Source organism: Oceanobacillus sp. M60, from assembly GCF_053839645.1.
The window spans coordinates 520,168-539,981 of record NZ_JBSSNH010000004.1 but is presented as its reverse complement, the minus strand read 5'-3'; the positions used below and the strand labels follow the sequence as shown (position 1 = coordinate 539,981).

Sequence of the window (19,814 nt, the reverse complement as noted above, 5' to 3'; positions counted from 1 at the left end):
ATAAGAAATGACATAGGTTCATAAGGTTTTCCTTTTACAGTCGGAAGACTAAAACCTTAAATATAATATACAAGGAGTGACAATTCATGGAGGATTTTGAGATTTATAATTTAGGTGATGTAACATTGCAGTCTGGAGTGACATTACCAAATGCTTTTCTTGCTTACAAGACTTATGGAACATTAAATGAAAGGAAAGATAACGTTATCGTTTATCCAACGGCTTTTGGTGACCAGCATGTTAATAATGAATGGTTAATTGGAAACGGGATGGCACTGGATCCTGAGAAATATTTTATTATTGTTCCAAATCTATTAGGGAACGGGTTATCTTCGTCTCCAAGTAATACGCCAGCACCGTTCGATAAGGCTAATTTTCCACAGGTAACAATCTATGACAATATTCAATTACAGTATCGACTAGTGACCGAAAAATTTGGCATTCAGAAGATTGCTCTTGTAGTTGGGTGGTCAATGGGAGGTCTTCAGTCATTTCAATGGGGGGCAATTTATCCTGGTATGGTAGAACGAATTGCCTCATTCTGTGGAAATGCAAAGACTTGGCCGCAAACGTATGTGGTCCTCGATGGACTTAAGGCTGCGCTTATGGCCTCAATTGGTTCAAATTCTACTAAGTTAAATCAATTGACCTCTGAAGACATGCGTGCAGTAGGACGTGTCTATGCAGGATGGGGATTATCACAGACTTTCTATAAAGAAGAACTTTTCCGGGAAATGGGATTTGACTCCTTGGAAGATTTTGCAGTAGGAGTTTGGGAAAATAGTTTTATGAGTATGGATCCACACAATGTACTAGCCATGTTATGGACAGGACAACATGCAGATATTAGTGCTAACTCCATGTATAACGGAGAGTTTGATGAAGCACTAAAAAGCATAGAAGCGATTACTTATATCATGCCGGGAAGTACAGATCTTTTCTGCACTGCAGATAATAATGAATATGAGGCTAATCTAGTATCTAATTCTGAATATCATCCTATTGAATCAGTATGGGGCCATTTTGCTGGTCGTGGAATTAACAGTACTGATAATACATTTATTGATGACAATTTAAAGCGGTTATTGGGACTTCGAAAAAACAGATAAATTGTTTTTGTTATACCATCATTAAGAGACGGTTACCCTAGTAATCGTCTCTTTCATTTCCCGCTTCTTATCAAAATGCGTATTCAAATAAGGGGCTGAGGAGAGCCGAGATTGGCTAGGTCCCCCTCATCCCAGGACTTTCAAAACAATTAAATGAAACTTTGTGAATGATAATAGTTGCCAAACACTTAGGTCAGCCGCCTGTTAACTTGCTCGGAATTCAACTTTCTTTTTCTTTGGCTTTCTGCCCAAACCTTCATTTCGTCATATCTTGGATCATTTTCATTTGCCATGACTTCCATATATTCTTTATAGCCAAATAAGCCACCCACATCTTCAGGTGGTCTTTCCCCATTTCCGTCTAAGATGGCTGCTTTAAGTTCATTAGACCGTTTTGTCTTTTCAAATGTTATAACATGGTTCCATGAATCACCAAAGTCATATTCATACATAACTTTGGTGTATTTTGAAAAAATATCCTCTAATGAAACAAACCGTTCCTGTCGAATATCAAATTCCTCATAATCTAAAAATTCCAGTGTTTCTGGATGATCGTCCATTATTATTTTAATAGGCTTATTTTCTACCGTTTCCACCGTAAATTCATGTAAATGGTAGTTTTGCCAATCAAAGACTGTTTGAATTATATTATGAAGATGTCTAAATGAAAATGTGGATGGCACGGAAACCCTCCTCCAAACGTCATAACCATCTAAATTAATTTGTATTTTAAGCTGATAGAGTTCGATATCCAATGCATGAATCTCTTTATCATCACCTAATTCATAAAGCAAACCAAAACAATTTAGCATTTTTTCTATAGGATAGCCATATTCATCTGCATTTCCGAATTTTTGAATAGTTCTGCCTGCTAAGAGACTTATATATTTTTGAATTTTAGTATCCTTATCTAAAAACTCACCCATATATCCAACTTCTCTTACAGTATTATTCATCTGTGCTACCATTGCTCTGTTAGCAGTTTTAGAAAAATACATGTCACCTGCTGTAGCAATATAAGCCTCAATGAGATTTTGATGGATACCTTCGATACGTAAAGCCTCAGCAATTACTTCGATAATTAAATCTTTTAAATTAGAAAAATCCTTTTTAATCGGTCGATAAATGACGACTGGGTACCTCGTTTCATTATTCATTAAAATAATAGATTTACTTCTGTTAATACTGACAAGATTTGCATGCCACGCCATAAAGCTGTTTGGAAAATGCTCATGGTCTTCCGATGAAACTAATTCATTTTCTTTTATATCTATCTTATCAAGTAAAGCCTTAGTACATTGGATTAACAAGGGCTTTCATCCTCTCAACCTATCTATTTTACTTCAAGAGCGAGTTCAAAAAGTGATTATAAATTAGATTATTAATTTTATAATACCATATCGCTATCGCAGCTAGTTAAAGCATCCTTATCTCATTTTCTGTTATGTATTTTATTAGCGGTGCATAAACGAAAATAACTTTAGAATCCGTTATCTACACCAGCCACTCCATAAAAAAGGACAAAGGAGCCCGCTCCTTTGTCCTATAATTTTTTATCAATTTTCCCATCAACACTTATTTCGTATAATTATCAAAATACCCCTGAATAAACACAATCGGAGTCCCTTTATCCCCACTGCCTGAAGTTAAATCAGACAGCGACCCGATAAGGTCCGTCAGTCTCCGAGGAGTAGTTCCCTGAGCTTCCATTGCTCCAACCAAGTCATCCTCTTTCTCATTAATGTGTTTAGAGATAGCCTCTTTTAGCTCTTCCCCTTTTAAGTCGGCAAACTGGTTGTCAGCCAAGTACTTTAATTTAATTTCATTCGGTGTTCCTTCTAATCCAGTTGTGTAAGCAGGGGAAACAACCGGATCTGCCAGTTCCCATATCTTTCCTACAGGATCTTTGAATGCGCCATCCCCATAAATCATGACCTCAACCGTTTTACCTGTCTTTTCTTTCAGGATTTCTTGAATGGTATCAACAACAGGCTGGCAATTGTGCGGGAATAACTTTACGCTATCCTCTGTTGCTTTATTAGAGCCCAGTAAGCCGTAAGCTTCGTTAAAGCCGCTTCCGTCAATGGATTCAGAAAGAATATTATCAAGGCTGTAAATTTTTTCGCCGCCATTTGCCTTTAAAATTCGCTTCGTTCTTTCCCGTGAATGAATATCACAGCAAAGTACGCTTTTTGTGTGTTCCAAAATCGTCTTTGGATCATTTGAAAAGATGACTTCGCACTCGATTCCATATTCTTCAACCAGGGATTTGTAATAATCGATATAATCTACGCCTGTGAAGGTATGCTTGTTGTAGCCAAAATGCTCCCGAAATTGCTTTTCAGTGAGAACATCTGTCCAAGGGTTTATCCCTTTTTCATCCAGTGTATCTAAATCCACTAAATGGTTGCCTACTTCATCGGAAGGATAGCTCAGCATTAACACGATTTTCTTCGCGCCTTTTGCGATTCCGCTGAGACAAGTAGAAAAACGGTTACGGCTAAGGATTGGGAAAATCACACCGATGGTATCCTCTCCAAATTTAGTTTGAACATCGTTGGCAATATGGTCAATCGTAGCGTAGTTGCCTTGTGCACGTGCCACAACGGACTCCGTAACGGTGACAACATCTTTATTCTGAATGGTAAAGCCTTCAACCTCTGCTGCTTTTAATACACTATCCGCAACAATCTCCTCAATGTTATCTCCCGTATTGATGATGGGACAACGCAGTCCTCTGGCGATAGTTCCTACAACTCTTTCCACAATCATTCGCTCCTTCTTGGTAATGCTGCTATATTTTATAAAATATTCACTTGTTAAAAAGTATCTTACTAATATACTAACAATCTAAACAGTCTCCTCTTGTAATATACGGCTTTTCATGATATAAGTAAAGTCAATATATCTAATATGGGGTATAAGGGTGGGTTATATGACAGGCAAATTGGATTTATATTATCTTTTTTATACGGTTGGTAAAAATAAAAGCTTTTCGAAAGCGGCTAAAGAGCTGTATATGTCCCAGCCGGCAATAAGCCAATCCATGGCACAATTAGAGAAGGAATTAGATACAAGGCTGTTTAATCGGCTGTCTAAAGGTGTAACGCTAACGGATGAAGGAATTTTATTGTTTGAATATGTCAGTTCAGCACTTCAATTTATACAAGCTGGGGAAGAAAAGCTTTTAGAATTTAAAAAATTAATCATTGGTGAACTTAAAATAGGGGTCAGCGATACCATTTCACGATTTTTTCTGCTTCCCTATTTAGAAACATTCCATAATCGGTATCCAAATCTCAAATTCAAAATAGTCAATGGGACCACATGGGAAATCATAGCTGCCTTAAAAGCAGGAGAAGTGAACATCGCTATCTGTAATCTCCCCGTTGACGACAAGTTCTTAGAAGTAAAGCCTTTATTAGAAATTCAGGATACCTTTGTATATGGAGAAAAATACCGGGAAGTATTATCTAAGCCAATAAAACCAGAAGAATTGGTTCATTTTCCGCTTATTTTATTGGACAATTCCAATTCCCGGAGATATGTTGAAGAATTTTTTCTTACAAAAGGAATAAAAATCCAGCCGGAATTTGAGTTAGGTTCCCATGAACTGCTGTTAGAATTTGCTAAGATTAATCTTGGCGTTGCTTGCGTCACAAAAGAATTCTCTGAAGAGTTTTTGAGAAAAGGCCTGCTTCATGAAGTGACCTTAACAGAGCCTATACCTAAAAGAAGTATAGGCATATGTTTTTTAAAAAATGTTCCTTTAAATCGAGCTGCGGAAAGGTTTGTGGACATTATGGAAGAAAATAAGAGGAATTTCTAATAGCAATAAGTGTACCATTCGTTTAGTTCATATGAGAAAATATATGCAGCACAAAATAAGGTGATGTTTAATATTTGAGAGCATATGAAACAACCGTAATCATAGGAGGTAAGTAAATGAGTGATCATTTTATTGTAATGGCAAAAAGGGGCAGGATGGTCATGCTGACTATTTTTTCGCTCGTGTTTGTTGCGCTGGGCATAATCATTTTATTAGTCCCGTTTAATGAACCAATGTTACCCATGGTGATAGGGATTCTTGCCATTTTAGTATTTGGCTTTTGTTTCCTGTATTATGTTAAAGCACTTGCCAAAAGGGAACCAGCCGTCATGATTACAAAAGAGGGAATCATCGATAATTCCAGTTACATTCGAGCAGGTCTCGTCAAATGGGAGGAAATTGAAGCAATTGATTTTTTAAACTTTTCAGGTCAGGTATTTCTTGGTATTTTTACATATGATCCTGAATTGATTATCAACCGGTCAAGCGGAATAAAGAAAGTATTTAACCGATTAAACAAAGGGCTGTTGCCATCTCAAGTGAACATTCCTTTTAAGAATTTGGATTGTTCTGCGGAGGAGCTGATGAATGCTATTGGCGAACGTTGGGATACAGCGTTGAAGGAAGAAAGTAAAAAAGAATGAAGCCAAAAAGCTGTCAGCAGAAATGATTGGAAAATACATGAAAAAAGAGGAATGTTACATCTAAACTCGATGTGACATTCCTCTTCTGTCTTTTAGGCTGATTCAGCCCCAGCTCTCTACATTTGTTACGATTTCCGAGCTTTTAATTTTACATTCCGTTTCTCCTCCGATTTATCAATCAGGACTGCTGCAGTGGCATCGCCGGTGATATTCATGGTCGTATAAGCCATATCGAGTAACCGATAGATGGCTGCGATAGGACCCATCAATTCGATCGGCAGGTTAAGAAGTGTCAGGAACGATGCCCCGAGTACAATTCCGCCGCCTGGAATACCGGGGGCTGCCATATTTAAAATTGTTGCAATCATAACGAGATAAATAATTTGACCGACACCGAGCGGGATATCGTAAAAGTCAGATACAAAGACAGCGAGCAGGCTAAATGATACTGCTCCGCCGGCCATATTAATGGTCGTCCCCAATGGTACAACAAAGTTCGTAATGGATTCGGAAACTTTAAAATCATTTCTGGTTACCCGCATGGTTGTCGGCATCGTTACAGCAGAGCTTGTAGTGGATAGCGATACCAGCCACACTTTATAAATGCCCTTAATAAAATCAATCGGATTGAATTTAGTATATAACCAGACTGGAATTAACATCACCAGGATAAATACGACAATACATGCGAAATATGCTGTGAAAATATATAATCCAAGTGCAGAGAAAATGCCGGCACCATATTCAGCAATGGCGTAGGCCATCAGAAAAATAATTCCAATCGGTGTGAGCTCCATGATGAAATCAAGAATTTTAAAGATGACTTTGGACAAGCTGTTGATAAACGTTTTGACTGGATCCGCCTCTTTCCCAACGATAACAATGGCTACCGAGAAAATAACGGTGAATAAAATAGTCGCAAAAATATCACCCTCAGAAATCGCCTGAAATAGATTGCTTGGTACGATATTCATAAAGAAATCTGCGACACTTGGTTCGGTAATTTCCCCGTCATATCCGACGCCGGCATCCATATTAATTCGCTGACCAGGACGAATCAGGTAGGAAATGACTAAGCTGATGGCGGCGGTGGTGATAAACATGGCAACAAAGACAACAATACTTTTAAAGCCAATTCGGCCGAGATCACTGGAACTGCCAATATTAATAATCCCAGTGGAGACGGCTACAAAAATAATGGGAATAATCATCATCTGAATTAAATTTAAGTAAATATCGCCGATAAATTTTGCTTGAATCGAGAATTCGGGTAAAAGGATACCGAATAGGATTCCGAGCCCGAACCCAATCGCAATTCGGGTGAATAAGTGTTTTTTAGCGGTTAACAAGTTTTTCATGCTGTAAAGCTCCTTTGTATGCTGGGATTTTACCTTTACGGTAATTGCCTAAAATATTTATATAGGTGCAGCTATCTTCTAACTCCTTTAATGCCATATGGAGTGCCTCGTGACCGGCACCGTTATCGATATCGATAAAGAATCCATACGCGAACGCTTCCGATTGAACAGGCCGGGGCATCAAGTAGAGCACATCGATCGCATGCTTTTTAAAAATGTGTAATACATCGCTTAGTGAACCGGTGCTGTGATTGGCTTCGACATACATTGATGTTTTATCCTGTATTTGATTCACTAGCTCCTTTTTCTTTTTAAAAAATAAGAAACGCGTCGTATTGAATGGATTGTCATTAATATTTTCCTGCATCACAGTCATGCCGTACAATGCTGCAGCATGGCTGCCTGCGATGCTGGCGATGGTATGATCCGCTGCATGCTTCACCATTTCCACCGCACCAGCTGTATCCATATAGTCAATGACCTCGATATGCGGGTACTGGCTTAAATAGGTATCGCATTGTTTAAGTGCTTCCGGATGTGAATACACTTTTGTGATTTCCGAAAGCTCTATGGGATGCTTTGTAATGAGTGCATGATCAATTTTTACATAGATTTCATCCGTAGCGGTGACATCTACATACTTCAATAAATCAATCGTTCTAGTAATCGGACCGCTTGTTGCGTTTTCTACTGGCAGCGCAATATAGTCAACCTCCTCATGGAGCAATGCATCCACTAATAATGGAAAGGTAGGATACCCCTTCGTCTGATAATTATTTCCTTCACTAAACTTTTGGCATGCAATCGTACTGTAGCTGCCTTCCACGCCTTGATAACCAATTAACAATCTATTCACTCCTCTATTGATAATAAAAAAGACCATTTATGCTTCTGCCGCTGGAATAGGAGAAACGTAAATGGTCTAAAAAATATAAAAAACCAGCCACTTCGATTTCTCCTGTGGCTGGTTAAACATGTTTACACGCTAATCAGCCATCTTAGATATAGGTCGTCTATATCCGTGATGGCATATAGACGCTATCTAAAATAGCTAAAAAAGAAACGATTTAATTGTCGGGATGGATGCTTTAACATAATAATCACTCGAATCTTTTAATTGTTAAATAGATTCTAACGATTTGTTGGTGTGTTGTCAATACGAACAGTCAGGAATTTTGGCTAATGGATAGGGAGTCATTGCACAGGCGTTCTGCAAAGAGCAAAAAAACCAATGATATTTCTCTGCAGCTAGGGTTATAATCTAATTATAGTAACTTAATCTAAAGGATGCATGAGAATGTAAGTAAATTGTATATCGAAAACAAGGAATGGGATATGCTGCTCCTCGATTTGATGCTGCCGGGAATGGCAGGGGAGCAGGTCCTTACAATGGAAGGTCATGCCGTTGAAAGAAGCAAGGCTTGTTTGCTCTTGTTATAAAAACTTGATAAACTATTAATGGCATGATTGCCAGTTTTTATTCAGAGGAGAGCCTTTCCATGATTATTCAATTCATTCGTTATAGATAATGAAAGGTATAGACTGCATGAAAAACCCAGTTCATTTTTTTAAAAATAAAACGAGGGTTTATTTGTCTATGCCTTTTTCATTTATCTACAAAAACGAATGAATGAGGTGTCTGCTTTGTCTAAAATGACAAAAAAAGTAAAAAGCGCAACATATGTAAGCAAATTTGAATCCATTTTCAAATGTCCTATTTGTGAAGCATGGATGAAAGTATTTGAATTAAAAAGTTTCATTTGCTCCAACAATCATACGTTTGATTTCACGAAACAAGGATATATTAACTTAACGACACACCCAATGAAAACGAAGTACAGTAAAGAGCTTTTTGAGGCACGAAGGAAGCTTATTGCAGAGGATAAATTCTTTGAACCGCTTATTCAAGCAATTGCAGAAATGATAGAAAGGCAAGCTGATAAAGATAAAGAACCATTATTCATACTTGATACAGGATGCGGTGAAGGTTCTCATCTAGCTAATGTATGCGATAAAGTGAGTTCGGACTTTGGGAAAACTGTAACAGGAGTAGGGATTGATATTTCCAAAGAAGGTGTATTAGCAGCTTCTAAGAACTACACTAATCAGATTTGGACGGTAGCAGATCTTGCCAATACGCCGTTTAAGGATAGACAGTTTGATGTGCTTCTTAATATCTTATCACCCTCCAATTATGCAGAATTTAATAGACTATTGAAAGCGGATGGGATAGTGATTAAAGTTGTTCCACGAAGCGGCTATCTAAAAGAAATAAGAGAGGCCTTATTTGATAACCCCGTAAAGCAGGATTACTCTAATTCAGAGACGGTTGACCGTTTTAACGAAAACTTTCGCATCATGGATAGTTTCAGGGTGCATTATACCAGGAAACTGAATCAGCCGTCCATTCAATCGTTGATGCAAATGACTCCTTTAACGTGGTCAGCCAAGGAGGAACGAATAAAATCATTTGCAGAAAGAGAAATAGTTGAAATAACCGTCGATTTAGAAATATTAATTGGCAGGAAAACAAATTAAATCACATAATATATTGGCTACGTCAGCTAAATAATAGACGAGGGATTTTTGGTCTCTCGTCTAATTTTTATATTTTTAGTCTGATCATTTCTAATCTCCGTACAAGAAGCCGGGTAACAGATCCGATATACATCGCAAAAATAGGTTATTTTAAATGACGAAACGCCACTTGAATAAAAAAATGTTATATTAGATATATAAACTTTCCAGAAAAAATAATAAATCGAACCTTACATATGTGTTTAAGCTCGTTTATGAAAGAGGACTTTTTTGAAAGTAAAGGCCGCGTTTATTCGTTGATTAGATGGAAGAGGTGATGAACGTTGAAAAAACCTAAAAAGAATGTGCGTGTTACGTTACAAGAGGTGGCAGATCATGCTGGCGTATCGACGACGACCGCTTCTTTAGTCGTTAGAAATAACCCAAGAATATCAGAAGCTACCCGAAATAAAGTATTAGCATCTATGGAAGAATTGGGATACGTTTATGACAGAGTAGCTGCCAATATGCGATCTCAGAATTCCAATATCATTGGGGTCATCGTTACGGATATTGCAAATAAATTTATTTCAGAATTTTTGATAGGTGTACAAAATACACTGGAGGGCTTCGGTTATACAGTATTGCTTGGTACAACCTTTGATTCCGTGGAAAAACAACAAAAATTAATATCGACGATGGTAGAGCATCGAGTAGATGGGCTGATTCTTAACCCCGCCTCGAGAAGTGTTGGTAAAACAGCAAAACAGTTAAATGATTTGAAAATTCCTTTAGTGCTTGCTAATCGGGAATTAACCGATGTGCATGCAGATTATGTAGGGATTGATTATCCAGAAGGAACGTATAAAGCAATAAGTCATTTAATCAGCAAAGGACATGAAAAAATAGCCTTTTTAGGCGGGGTGAAAAATTCTTCCACATGGACAGAAAGAATGGAAGGCTACCGGATGGCGCATGAAAATGCTAATCTGACGCTTGATGAATCACTTGTCATTGACAGTGAACCAACCGATAAAGGTGGCGAAGAAGCAGCTTTAAAGATGCTGGATTTACCGGAGATCCCTACTGCTATTTTTTGTTTTAGTGATTTAATCGCTTTTGGCGTGATGAAGGTGTTAACTCAAAAAGGGATCGTGATTGGACGTGACATCGATATTGTAGGATTTGATAATATTCCCGAAGCAGAAATATATCATCCGCCATTAACGACGGTTTCTTCCTATCCTAAATCTATTGGCAATCAAGCGGCAAAACTTCTACATAGCAAAGTAAAACGTGAGAGTGAGGAAATGCATCGCGTGATACTTAAGCCACAACTCGTTATCAGAGAAACATCTAAATAATCGATAAATAAAGAGAGGACTTTCCTGTTCGTATAGGAAGGTTCTCTCTATTTTTGAGAAGGAAAATAGAGAGTATTTGAGAAGAAGCAAGTGAAAGACGTCACAATGTTGACACAAAAAAACTGCAGGAGTATAGTGGATTTCGTTGTTTAAGTATATCGTTATACCAAAAAACACCTAAATATATTATTGTATTAGGTTTATTTTATTTTAATTTTTAGTATATCGATATACTAAAAGTTTATAAATTATCGTACCAACTATATAGGAGGGTGAGAGGAACTTTCTATAAGAGAGCACATTGCAAAGGAGAAACGTCATGAAACATCCATACTTAAATATGGGAGTAGGGATTTATCTAAGTTATTTGCTTTTGGGAATGGTCAATATCGTATTGGCATCAAATATGAGCTTTTTATCAGAACGTTTGGATGTTTTCCGGACAGACATCAGCTTACTGATCTCTGTTGTCGGGATTGGCCACTTGCTTAGTATCAATATTGCAGGTAAGCTGTCGGATCGCTACGGAAGAAAACCATTACTCATATCGGCTGCCATACTTTATGCTGTATTCCTTATAGGGGTGCCGACAACCACTCATTTCACATTGGCTATGTTTTTCGCTTTGTTTGCAGGCATAAGTAACTCATTATTGGACGCTGCTTCCTATCCAGCGCTTAATGAAGGGTTTAAAGAAGCAGCGGGCACAGCAACGGTTTTGATTAAAGCATTTATGTCAATAGGAGCTGCACTTCTTCCTGTATTCATCGCATTTTTGATATCCCAAGACATGTTTTTCGGTTATGCATTCTTCCTGCCGGCGATAGTATTTATTGGCCTGGGATTTTACTTCATTCCCGTCCGGTTTCCGGCTGTTAACGGAGAGAAGCGTAAGGAAGAAATGGACAAGGAGAACGTCGAAAAGCAAGCTTCCAATCCGCATAGCTGGAAGGAAGGCACAGCTATCGTATTGATTGGATTTTTTTCCGTTTCCATGACCATTGTCATTCAGACTTGGCTGCCTACGTTTGGCCAAGAAATGATTGAGCTGAATGAAAATAATGCAGTAAAGTTGCTCAGTTTTTACAGTGTTGGCGGGCTTATTTCTGTTTTACTGCTTGCCTGGTTACTGAAAAGAATCATCAAACCGATCACCGCAATGATGTTCGCACCGAGTGTTGCTGCCATCTTTGTTTTTGCGCTGCTGTTTGCTCATGACTCCTCACTCGTACCGTTCATTGCGTTCTTTCTGGGGTTATCTACATCTGGGATTTACCAGCTGGCCATGACGGTGATGATTCAAATGTTTCCAAATAACAAAGGAGTCAGTGTTTCCTATGTTAGTGCTGCTGCGAGTGTGGCCTTCATGGTTATCCCTTATATCACGGGATTGCTGACAAAGCATATCGGGATATCCTCGGTATTCTATCTAGAATTAGTCATAACCATTGTGAGTACAGCTTTAGCAGTCTATCTATCCAGAAAGATCAAGCTGTTCTCGAAAAGTTACCAAAGAGATATAAATCATAAATTTAAATATCTGCAAAAATTTTAGAGGTGAGAAAAAATGAAAAATCCATATATCAAAACGTCGTTTGGAATGTACTTGAATTACTTCATGCTAGGAATGATCAATATTATCATCGCTTCCAACATGGGCAACTTATCAGAAAGCTATAATCAGCCAGTCGAACGTATCAGTTTGCTGGTATCTGCCATTGGTATTGGGAAGCTGGTTGCCTTATTCTTTGCCGGCCGGCTCTCCGATAAGTTAGGGCGAAAGCCGATTATTATTACCGGGAGCTTTTTATACCTGCTGTTCTTAATCGGCATACCATTGCTGTCAAGCTACCCAGTGGCTTTCGCCTTAGCAATAACCGCAGGGATTGCGAATTCCTTATTAGACTCAGGAACTTATCCGGCTCTAATCGAATCATTTCCAAAGCAATCAAGTTCAGCAACGGTCCTGGTTAAAGCAATGGTATCCATTGGCGCAACCCTATTACCAGTTATCCTGGCGTTTCTAGCATCTCATGATCTTTCATGGGGCTGGTCATTCTACTTATTAGCAGTCTTATTCTTAATAAGTGGTATGTATTTAATCTTTATGCCATTCCCGGCAGTCAATACGAATGACAAAAATGAGAAAACAAGCGAAGCCCAAGATAATCGTTTTAAAGAGAAACCAAAGTTTTGGGGAGAAGGACTGGCAATCATCCTTATCGGGTTTACGTCTACGGCCTTGTTTGTCGTTTGGCAGACATGGCTTCCGGAGCTGGGTACAGGTTTCATGGACTTAAGTGAAAACGTCGCTGTACAGCTGTTAAGTTATTTCAGTATAGGTGCATTGGTATCTGTTCTCCTGTTAGCTGTCGTATTGGACAAATTTATTAAGCCGATAATGATCATGATCATCTACCCGGCAGTTGCTTTTGTATCCATGCTAATGCTTTTCTTTGTTCATTCTTATCCGGTTGTTATCATATCTACATTTATCCTTGGACTATCAACTTCTGGTATTTTCCAATTGGCAATCAGTGTGATGACAGACTTCTTTGTAGAGAACAAAGGAACAACCACATCTTACGTAAATATAGCAGGAAGCGTCGCTTTCATACTCGTCCCAATCATCACAAGCTCTTTGGTTGGAGGAATTGGTATTTCCATGACATTAGTATTTGACATGGTCATCGCGGTATTAAGTATTTTACTTGCTGTATTTGTACTTTATCGAGGTAAGAAAGTACTCAATTAATAAAATAAAATTTAAAGGAGATAGAAACATGATGAATAATGATAAAAACCTTGCAAAAATTAATGGTAAAACAAAACTTGTAGGATTGCTGGCCACCCCAATCGGGCACAGCATTTCGCCTGAAATGCATAATTTGGGATACACTATTGGCGGTTTGAATTATGCATATTTAGGTTTTGAAGTAGGGACAGAAAACCTTAAAACAGCGGTAGAAGGCATGAAAGCAATCGAAGCAGCAGGATTCAATGTATCCATGCCAAATAAAATGGAAGTTATCCAGTATCTAGATGAAGTGGATGACAGTGCAAAATATGCACATGCCAGCAATACCGTCGTAAACAGAGACGGCAAGCTGATTGGGTATAATACAGATGGGTTAGGATATGTGAAAAACCTGGAAGAACATGGTGTGAAATTAGAAGGTCAAAAAATTACCCTGGTCGGTTCCGGCGGTGTTGCAACGCCAATAGCTATTCAATTAGTACAATCCGGTATCAAAGAAATTAGTATCTTTGCCAGAGACGACAAGTTCTTCCCGCAAGCAGAAGAAAATGTATCCTATATCAACAACGAGATGGCGCATTTCGGAGTCAAAGCAAACATTTTTCCTTTAGAGGATAAAGAAACTTTCCGTAAAGAAATAGCCGAAAGTGCTGTTCTGGCAAATGCTACAAGCTTAGGGATGAAACCGCTGGATGAAATGAGTATTCTGGATGATCTTACAGATGTACTGCGCGAGGATTTAGTTGTAACAGATGTGGTATATAACCCGCAAAAAACAAAATTGTTAGCACAAGCGGAAGAGGCTGGAGCTACAGCAATTAATGGTCTTGGAATGGTTTTATGGCAAGGCGCTTTGGCTTATAAATTATTTACTGGGGAAGATATGGCGATTGAGGAAGTTAAAAAAGAATTGTTTGATGAAATCTTATAATTGTAAGAGGGTTACTGGAAATAATGAAAAAGCTGTCGAGGGGATCGGCAGCTTTTTGTTTAAGATTAAACTGTTCCTATTCCTGAAGTTTTGAATTCACCTCATCAAGCGGGTGGATATAAACACTTTCTATTAACAACTATGGCGGGATTTTTGTATATGAATTCTATACCTTTTTCATTTATCTATAAAACGAATGAATGAGTCAAGCATTTCAAACAAGTGAACAGGAACATCAAAGTGTGCAAGTGTAGCGACAGGTTACATGCCATGCTTTTTCAACTCAGCGAATAAAGTATCGTAAAAGCGCAACGATTCCTCATTCGGAGTTTCCTCTGCTCCTGTTGAAAAAATACGTACCCAGGATATAGAAAAACGTAAAGCTTTAAAGCCCATCTTAGCAAACAAGGCTGCATCTGATTTATAGTGATTGTAGAAATTAATTGTTTCATGTGATGGATGTTCCCCTTCTAATGGCTCAAAAGAAGATACGTAACCTTTTATGATCAGACCGTGCTTTTCTCAAGTCGGTATTAAATCAACGATTGTTAATCCCTTGCCGTCTTCAAGATAAGCTCCCTCTACCTGGTTAGCGGTCATTGCTCGACTGACATAAACTCTACTTCCATTCATTTAAAATTAAATAACAACAAAGGATAATATCTAAAAAAACTGAAAAAATAAGTTACGTTAAAAGTGCTTTATCTCGTCAGGTTATGCCCACTAAAGGTAACATTCCTTTATGTTATATGCGTTTATTTTTGTGCAATTTTAAAATATCAGTTAACTATTGGTGGTCAACGGAAAGGAAGAGAAGATTGAGAGGAGAGATAATAGATATATATTTTAAAGAGAATTGAGAATGAGTTTAGGTATAATAGATAACTTTTTCTGTTAAATATGGTAGTATAGAAGGGAATTATAATGAGAAATATTTTTCTTAAATAAAAGTTAATGCTTTTTTATTTAATACTTGTGCCTTTTATTTGTTTGGGACACAGACAGGGTAGCTAGTTTACTTATGGAACCTGACTTTTGGTATTTTATTCATGTTGGTAAAGGTTTAAAGAATAGTGACTTTATCTTTCTAAATAAAAAAAGTGTCTATTATTATATAAAGGTTACAATATATAATCTTGACTTTAGGGAGTGGGGTTATGAATATAAACAATAAAGAGATAGTTGTAATTGATGTTAAATATAGTAAAAAAGCTTTTATATAAAAACAAATAATTTAATTACTTTACTCTTGTAAATTGCATGAAATGTATTTACGATAACGGGAGGGATTGATTTGAAAGTTAGTGAATATTTTGGAATAAATAGAACACAAAATGAATTAGATTTTGTTGATATAGATTTTGAAAACGATGTGCCACTCTTTTTAGATCCTTATTTCTTATCTATCAGGGAGGATAGATGGTCACAATTGGCAAATGCGACTTTAGAAAATTTTTTTCAGCATATTCTTACTCTGTTTAGAGCGGGGGAAATAGAGGCTGCTCGAAATAACTTTAGATTCACAGAACCTTATGAAACTTGCCTTGGCTTGTCAAAAGTCGGGGTGAAAGGTAAAAGTTTAGGGGAAGAGGATGCTACAAAACTTTTTCAATATATTTTAGAAAGTAGAGCACTGGAAGATGGTTTGATTTCTAATGTTAATGAAATCAAAATTTTTGTGGATAATATTTCTCATGATAAAATATCAGATCTATGTACAAATGTGATTCGTAGACATTTAATTGAGTATACAAAACAACAATGTGATTTATACGGCATCTCTTTGCAAACTGAAATTGCAACAAAAGAATATTGGGATCCAGATAGAATAGCTTGGATTTCAAGTTATGAAGAAATGTTGGTAGTAGAAGCAAAGCCAATTTTGCTAGTCCCTAAGTCGATAGTTTGTAGAAAAAGAGGCTTTTACTATGATTCAGAACAATATGCCCGTCATTTCGTATTGAATTTTTTAGTGAATGAAGAATTAAGATTGAATACTAGCTTAGTTAAAAGAAAAAAATTAAAAAGTGGAGAAACTAAGGTAACGATATCCAAAAAAGATGTTGCTGATAAGTATAATGCATATAGCAAAGAATACTTAAGACGGTTTACAAGAGAACACCCAAGCTATTTTGAAAAATTTAAATTACAAGCTAAGAGTGAGTTATCATCGTTAACAAATGAAGAAATATTAGAAGATCACAGTAATGAACTTTACTTTGATATTATTGATAGATTAATCAATGAATTCTCTGAAATTAAGCTTGGAGCAAGTGAGGCTAATAAGTTTCATGATCATATTATTGCATGTATGAACTTTTTGTTTTATCCTAATCTAACTAACCCTGTAAAAGAGCAAGAAATTCATGAAGGGCGGAAAAGAATTGATCTTGCATACAATAATGCTTCACAAGAAGGATTTTTTTATAATTTACAAACAGTTAAAGATATACCTTCAGCATTTTTATGTGTCGAATGCAAAAACTATACAAAGGATGTTACTAACCCTGAGTTAGATCAGCTTAATGGACGGTTTTCTGCTAATAGAGGAAAAGTTGGTTTTATGGTTTTTCGTAGTTGTCAGAAAGAATCTGTTCTTATACAAAGATGTACAGATTATTATAATGATAATAAAAATCTGATTCTACCAATGCAAGATAAAGATTTTATTGATATTCTATCTAAGTTAAAAGAAAACACGTTTGATAGAAGTAATCAACCGCAGGAAATATTTTTACAAAAACTAACACAAAGAATCATTATGAATTAAGAAAATTCATAAAAATGAAGAGAGGATTAGGTAAATAAAATGAGAATGTAGTTGATAATTTTGATATCGTGATAAAAGAATATTATATGGTGAAAAGAAAATACTAACGTAATTTTCTTTGACAATCATAAATAGATAGACTATTAAACCATATATAGTTGTGCTGGGAAAGTATTGAAGACATCCCTATACACATTAGAGTTTAGATTTTTAAAAGGGCTTTACGGGAATTTTTGTAAACTTGAATAATTTCTACTTTAAACAATTAAAAAGTATGGATAAAAAAGATATATTTAGAGTAGAATATGAGTTTTAGTCAATAATTAATATACTTTTTTATGAGTTTGAGATGACTTCATTCTTAGCAATGACTACTCGTCAATATTTATGTCCAAGCTTACCAGTTTTATCAGGTAGATGTTTTAGGGGCAGTAATTGAATATACGTCGAGATCAATGAAACTTTTACTAAGAAGCCTTTACCAGTATTATTTGCATATAAAACTGAGGTTAATCAATTAGATAATATTAACAGACTAGAAGAAAAGACATTTGATATTGTATTCTATGCGGATGGGTAACTCTCGTTCTAAAATCTATTAATGAGATGGAAAATTAATAATCCGTTATTCGGAAAGAAATTACATAGATGTTAATATTCCCACTTGGCATTTTAAACAAGTTTTAATAAAAATTCCTTTATTATAAGGTGTGCTAAATTTAAAGTTAATTAAAAAGGAGAATAACGATGGATTTTGATGCAAGAAGTAACAGTATAAAAGGGCTATTAACGGCTACAAGACTCTATCGAATCCCAAGATTTCAAAGGGATTTTTCGTGGGAACAAAATAATTATGATGAATTCTTGAACGATATGTTATTCCAAATAAATTTTACAGATTCAAAATTTAAGGCCTCTCAATATTATTTAGGAAATATGCTGTTTTTAGGGGAGAAAGATGAGGATTTTGTGGAAGTTATTGATGGTCAGCAAAGGTTAACGACAATAACAATTTTATTAGCAGCATTAAGAAATACTTTATTTTCTATATCTACTGAAAAAGATGATTCAGCTCATGCTTATGCTGAAACTATTCAAAATGAATATTTAATTAAGAAGATAGATGGAGAAAATAAAAGAAAATTACATACAATGTCTAGTTATCCCTACTTTACTCAAACTATTCAAGATTATAAAACTAAAAATGGTGATGTTGAACCTCAAACTGAAGAAGAAGAATTATTAAAAAAAACATTCACCTTTTTTTGTAACATACTTAAAAAAGATAAATACCTAAAGAAAATAAATACTTTACATAAGATAAAAATTGAAGAAAAAGATTATATAGAAGCACTGAAGATATTGAGAGATCAAGTATTAAAATCTGAAGTTATTGAAGTATTTGTGTCAGATAGAGAACAAGCCAATAAAATATTTGAAAATATTAATTCAAAGGGGAAACCTCTCTCTCAGGTAGATCTTATTAAAAACTCTATTTTTAGTAGGATTGAAATTACTGAAGGCGGCGTTGATGAAATGTCAAACAGTTGGACAGAATTCCATAAAAAGATTAGTGGTGTTGACACAGATTTCAATGAGTTCTTTTTACATTATTGGAAAGCTTTTCATCCCAAAGACAGTGCAAATGGGCGTAATCTTTATAATAAATTCATCAAAAAATATGGTGTATATACAACAAAAGAAGAAATTCAAACACTAATTACAGATATCAAAAAATCATTAGATATCTACGTAGAACTTATAAAACCTGATGCTAATAATTATCGTCGACAGGAAAAAAAAGCTGAAGAAGAGTTTCTTACATCTATAACTCTTTTTAAAGGAGTCCAGGTTCGTGTAGCACTTCTTTCATTATATAAAACTAAAATCCAATTGAGCCAGAAAGAGAAAATAAAATTCTTGAAATTTTTGAGTGATTTTCATTTCGCTGCTTTTGGGACTAGCTTGAAAATTCGGTCTAATAAAACTAGCCAACCATATAGAAAATTTTCTACATCTATGGCTAAGGCTAAAGACAAAAAAGACGTTCTCGAAGCTATTCAAAAGTTAAAGAGTTCTCTATTAGAATTACTAACTAAGGAAGCTTTTATAGAAGCATTTAAAGATTTAAGGTTTGATAAAAAAGAAGCTAGGTTAGGTTTCTCTTCTTTTCCTGCTCAGTATGCTATTAAGCAAATATCTAACCAATTAGAAGGAAGATTATTTAACGATAGTGATTATTCAATTGAACACATAATAGATGAAAGTATAGATGAAACAAATGTTAATATTGGTAACTTAATAGTTTTAGAAAATAAATATAATCAAGAGGTTAATAGTTTAAAGCAAAAAAATCATGGGGAAATAGAATATACACAAAAGTTACATATTTATAATCAAAGTAAATATAAAATGATGCAAGATTTTATTAAAGAATATAATGCGTTTTCAACTGAAGATATTGATAAAAGAGCCATACAGTTAGCAGAAATTTTCTGGTCCTTCTTCAATAAATAATATGTCCTGTTTAATTA

General features: G+C 35.9%; 15 protein-coding genes and 1 pseudogene. 11 read left to right on the top strand and 5 right to left on the bottom strand.

From position 1 onward, the window contains the following. Positions 1 to 86: 86 nt before the first annotated feature. Entirely contained in the window at positions 87 to 1,109 is a 1,023-nt protein-coding gene (locus tag ACW0TQ_RS13155; RefSeq protein WP_212929193.1) for an alpha/beta fold hydrolase, read from the top strand. Positions 1,110 to 1,297: 188 nt separating this feature from the next. Here ACW0TQ_RS13155 and ACW0TQ_RS13150 read toward each other — a convergent pair whose 3' ends face one another. Further along, the gene (locus ACW0TQ_RS13150; RefSeq protein ID WP_455725762.1) at positions 1,298 to 2,419 is read right to left on the bottom strand and encodes a plasmid pRiA4b ORF-3 family protein; all 1,122 of its coding nucleotides are present in this window, start codon (positions 2,417 to 2,419) and stop codon (positions 1,298 to 1,300) included. A gap of 265 nt (positions 2,420 to 2,684) precedes the next feature. Next, positions 2,685 to 3,875, bottom strand: a complete 1,191-nt coding sequence (locus tag ACW0TQ_RS13145; RefSeq protein ID WP_455725761.1) for a coenzyme F420-0:L-glutamate ligase — start codon at positions 3,873 to 3,875, stop codon at positions 2,685 to 2,687. 169 nt (positions 3,876 to 4,044) lie between these two features. On the opposite strand from ACW0TQ_RS13145, the gene ACW0TQ_RS13140 reads away from it, so the two are divergent. Both ACW0TQ_RS13140 and ACW0TQ_RS13135 read left to right on the top strand, forming a co-directional pair. Then, the gene (locus ACW0TQ_RS13140) at positions 4,045 to 4,938 is read left to right on the top strand and encodes a LysR family transcriptional regulator (RefSeq protein ID WP_455725760.1); all 894 of its coding nucleotides are present in this window, start codon (positions 4,045 to 4,047) and stop codon (positions 4,936 to 4,938) included. Positions 4,939 to 5,054: 116 nt separating this feature from the next. Continuing rightward, complete coding sequence (locus ACW0TQ_RS13135; RefSeq protein WP_332093988.1) at positions 5,055 to 5,582, top strand: STM3941 family protein; 528 nt, start codon at positions 5,055 to 5,057, stop codon at positions 5,580 to 5,582. Positions 5,583 to 5,707: 125 nt separating this feature from the next. Here ACW0TQ_RS13135 and ACW0TQ_RS13130 read toward each other — a convergent pair whose 3' ends face one another. Together ACW0TQ_RS13130 and ACW0TQ_RS13125 are read right to left on the bottom strand one after the other, a co-directional pair. Continuing rightward, complete coding sequence (locus tag ACW0TQ_RS13130) at positions 5,708 to 6,940, bottom strand: dicarboxylate/amino acid:cation symporter (protein WP_256705416.1); 1,233 nt, start codon at positions 6,938 to 6,940, stop codon at positions 5,708 to 5,710. Beyond that, positions 6,918 to 7,787, bottom strand: coding sequence for a prephenate dehydratase (locus ACW0TQ_RS13125; RefSeq protein ID WP_455725759.1), 870 nt, complete (start codon positions 7,785 to 7,787; stop codon positions 6,918 to 6,920). Before ACW0TQ_RS13125 ends, ACW0TQ_RS13130 begins: the two co-directional genes overlap by 23 nt. 461 nt (positions 7,788 to 8,248) lie before the next feature. Between ACW0TQ_RS13125 and ACW0TQ_RS13120 the strand changes: the two genes are divergently transcribed. The 6 genes from ACW0TQ_RS13120 (at position 8,249) to ACW0TQ_RS13095 (ending at position 14,510) form a co-directional block, all read left to right on the top strand. Then, the gene (locus ACW0TQ_RS13120) at positions 8,249 to 8,380 is read left to right on the top strand and encodes a hypothetical protein (RefSeq protein WP_256705414.1); all 132 of its coding nucleotides are present in this window, start codon (positions 8,249 to 8,251) and stop codon (positions 8,378 to 8,380) included. 213 nt (positions 8,381 to 8,593) lie between these two features. Beyond that, on the top strand, positions 8,594 to 9,478 hold the full coding sequence (locus ACW0TQ_RS13115) for a putative RNA methyltransferase (protein ID WP_455725764.1): 885 nt from the start codon (positions 8,594 to 8,596) through the stop codon (positions 9,476 to 9,478). A 323-nt stretch (positions 9,479 to 9,801) separates the two neighbouring features. After that, positions 9,802 to 10,821, top strand: a complete 1,020-nt coding sequence (locus ACW0TQ_RS13110) for a LacI family DNA-binding transcriptional regulator (protein WP_289585471.1) — start codon at positions 9,802 to 9,804, stop codon at positions 10,819 to 10,821. 319 nt (positions 10,822 to 11,140) lie between these two features. After that, positions 11,141 to 12,376 carry an MFS transporter gene (locus ACW0TQ_RS13105; protein ID WP_455725758.1) on the top strand — a complete coding sequence of 412 codons (1,236 nt, stop codon included), beginning with the start codon at positions 11,141 to 11,143 and terminating at the stop codon, positions 12,374 to 12,376. A gap of 12 nt (positions 12,377 to 12,388) precedes the next feature. Beyond that, positions 12,389 to 13,576 carry an MFS transporter gene (locus tag ACW0TQ_RS13100; protein WP_455725757.1) on the top strand — a complete coding sequence of 396 codons (1,188 nt, stop codon included), beginning with the start codon at positions 12,389 to 12,391 and terminating at the stop codon, positions 13,574 to 13,576. 31 nt (positions 13,577 to 13,607) lie between these two features. Next, a complete protein-coding gene (locus ACW0TQ_RS13095) occupies positions 13,608 to 14,510 on the top strand; it encodes a quinate/shikimate dehydrogenase (RefSeq protein WP_379542138.1) in 903 nt (300 codons plus the stop codon). A 198-nt stretch (positions 14,511 to 14,708) separates the two neighbouring features. Here ACW0TQ_RS13095 and ACW0TQ_RS13090 read toward each other — a convergent pair. Next, positions 14,709 to 15,143: pseudogene (locus ACW0TQ_RS13090) on the bottom strand (family 1 glycosylhydrolase); the annotation flags it as partial. Between the two features lie 661 nt (positions 15,144 to 15,804). Here ACW0TQ_RS13090 and ACW0TQ_RS13085 point away from each other — a divergent pair. Together ACW0TQ_RS13085 and ACW0TQ_RS13080 are read left to right on the top strand one after the other, a co-directional pair. Then, positions 15,805 to 17,280: a hypothetical protein gene (locus tag ACW0TQ_RS13085; RefSeq protein ID WP_455725756.1), complete on the top strand. Its 1,476-nt coding sequence runs from the start codon at positions 15,805 to 15,807 to the stop codon at positions 17,278 to 17,280. Positions 17,281 to 18,027: 747 nt separating this feature from the next. Continuing rightward, the gene (locus ACW0TQ_RS13080; protein ID WP_455725755.1) at positions 18,028 to 19,797 is read left to right on the top strand and encodes a DUF262 domain-containing protein; all 1,770 of its coding nucleotides are present in this window, start codon (positions 18,028 to 18,030) and stop codon (positions 19,795 to 19,797) included. The last annotated feature ends 17 nt before the right edge of the window (positions 19,798 to 19,814 follow it).

Bases quoted from the DNA above. Each gene is read 5' to 3' on its own strand.
- ACW0TQ_RS13115 (WP_455725764.1), top strand. From the start codon at position 8,594: ATGACAAAAAAAGTAAAAAGCGCAACATATGTAAGCAAATTTGAATCC.
- ACW0TQ_RS13095 (WP_379542138.1), top strand. From the start codon at position 13,608: ATGAATAATGATAAAAACCTTGCAAAAATTAATGGTAAAACAAAACTT.
- ACW0TQ_RS13140 (WP_455725760.1), top strand. From the start codon at position 4,045: ATGACAGGCAAATTGGATTTATATTATCTTTTTTATACGGTTGGTAAA.
- ACW0TQ_RS13080 (WP_455725755.1), top strand. From the start codon at position 18,028: ATGGATTTTGATGCAAGAAGTAACAGTATAAAAGGGCTATTAACGGCT.
- ACW0TQ_RS13130 (WP_256705416.1), bottom strand. From the start codon at position 6,940: ATGAAAAACTTGTTAACCGCTAAAAAACACTTATTCACCCGAATTGCG.
- ACW0TQ_RS13155 (WP_212929193.1), top strand. From the start codon at position 87: ATGGAGGATTTTGAGATTTATAATTTAGGTGATGTAACATTGCAGTCT.
- ACW0TQ_RS13105 (WP_455725758.1), top strand. From the start codon at position 11,141: ATGAAACATCCATACTTAAATATGGGAGTAGGGATTTATCTAAGTTAT.
- ACW0TQ_RS13135 (WP_332093988.1), top strand. From the start codon at position 5,055: ATGAGTGATCATTTTATTGTAATGGCAAAAAGGGGCAGGATGGTCATG.
- ACW0TQ_RS13100 (WP_455725757.1), top strand. From the start codon at position 12,389: ATGAAAAATCCATATATCAAAACGTCGTTTGGAATGTACTTGAATTAC.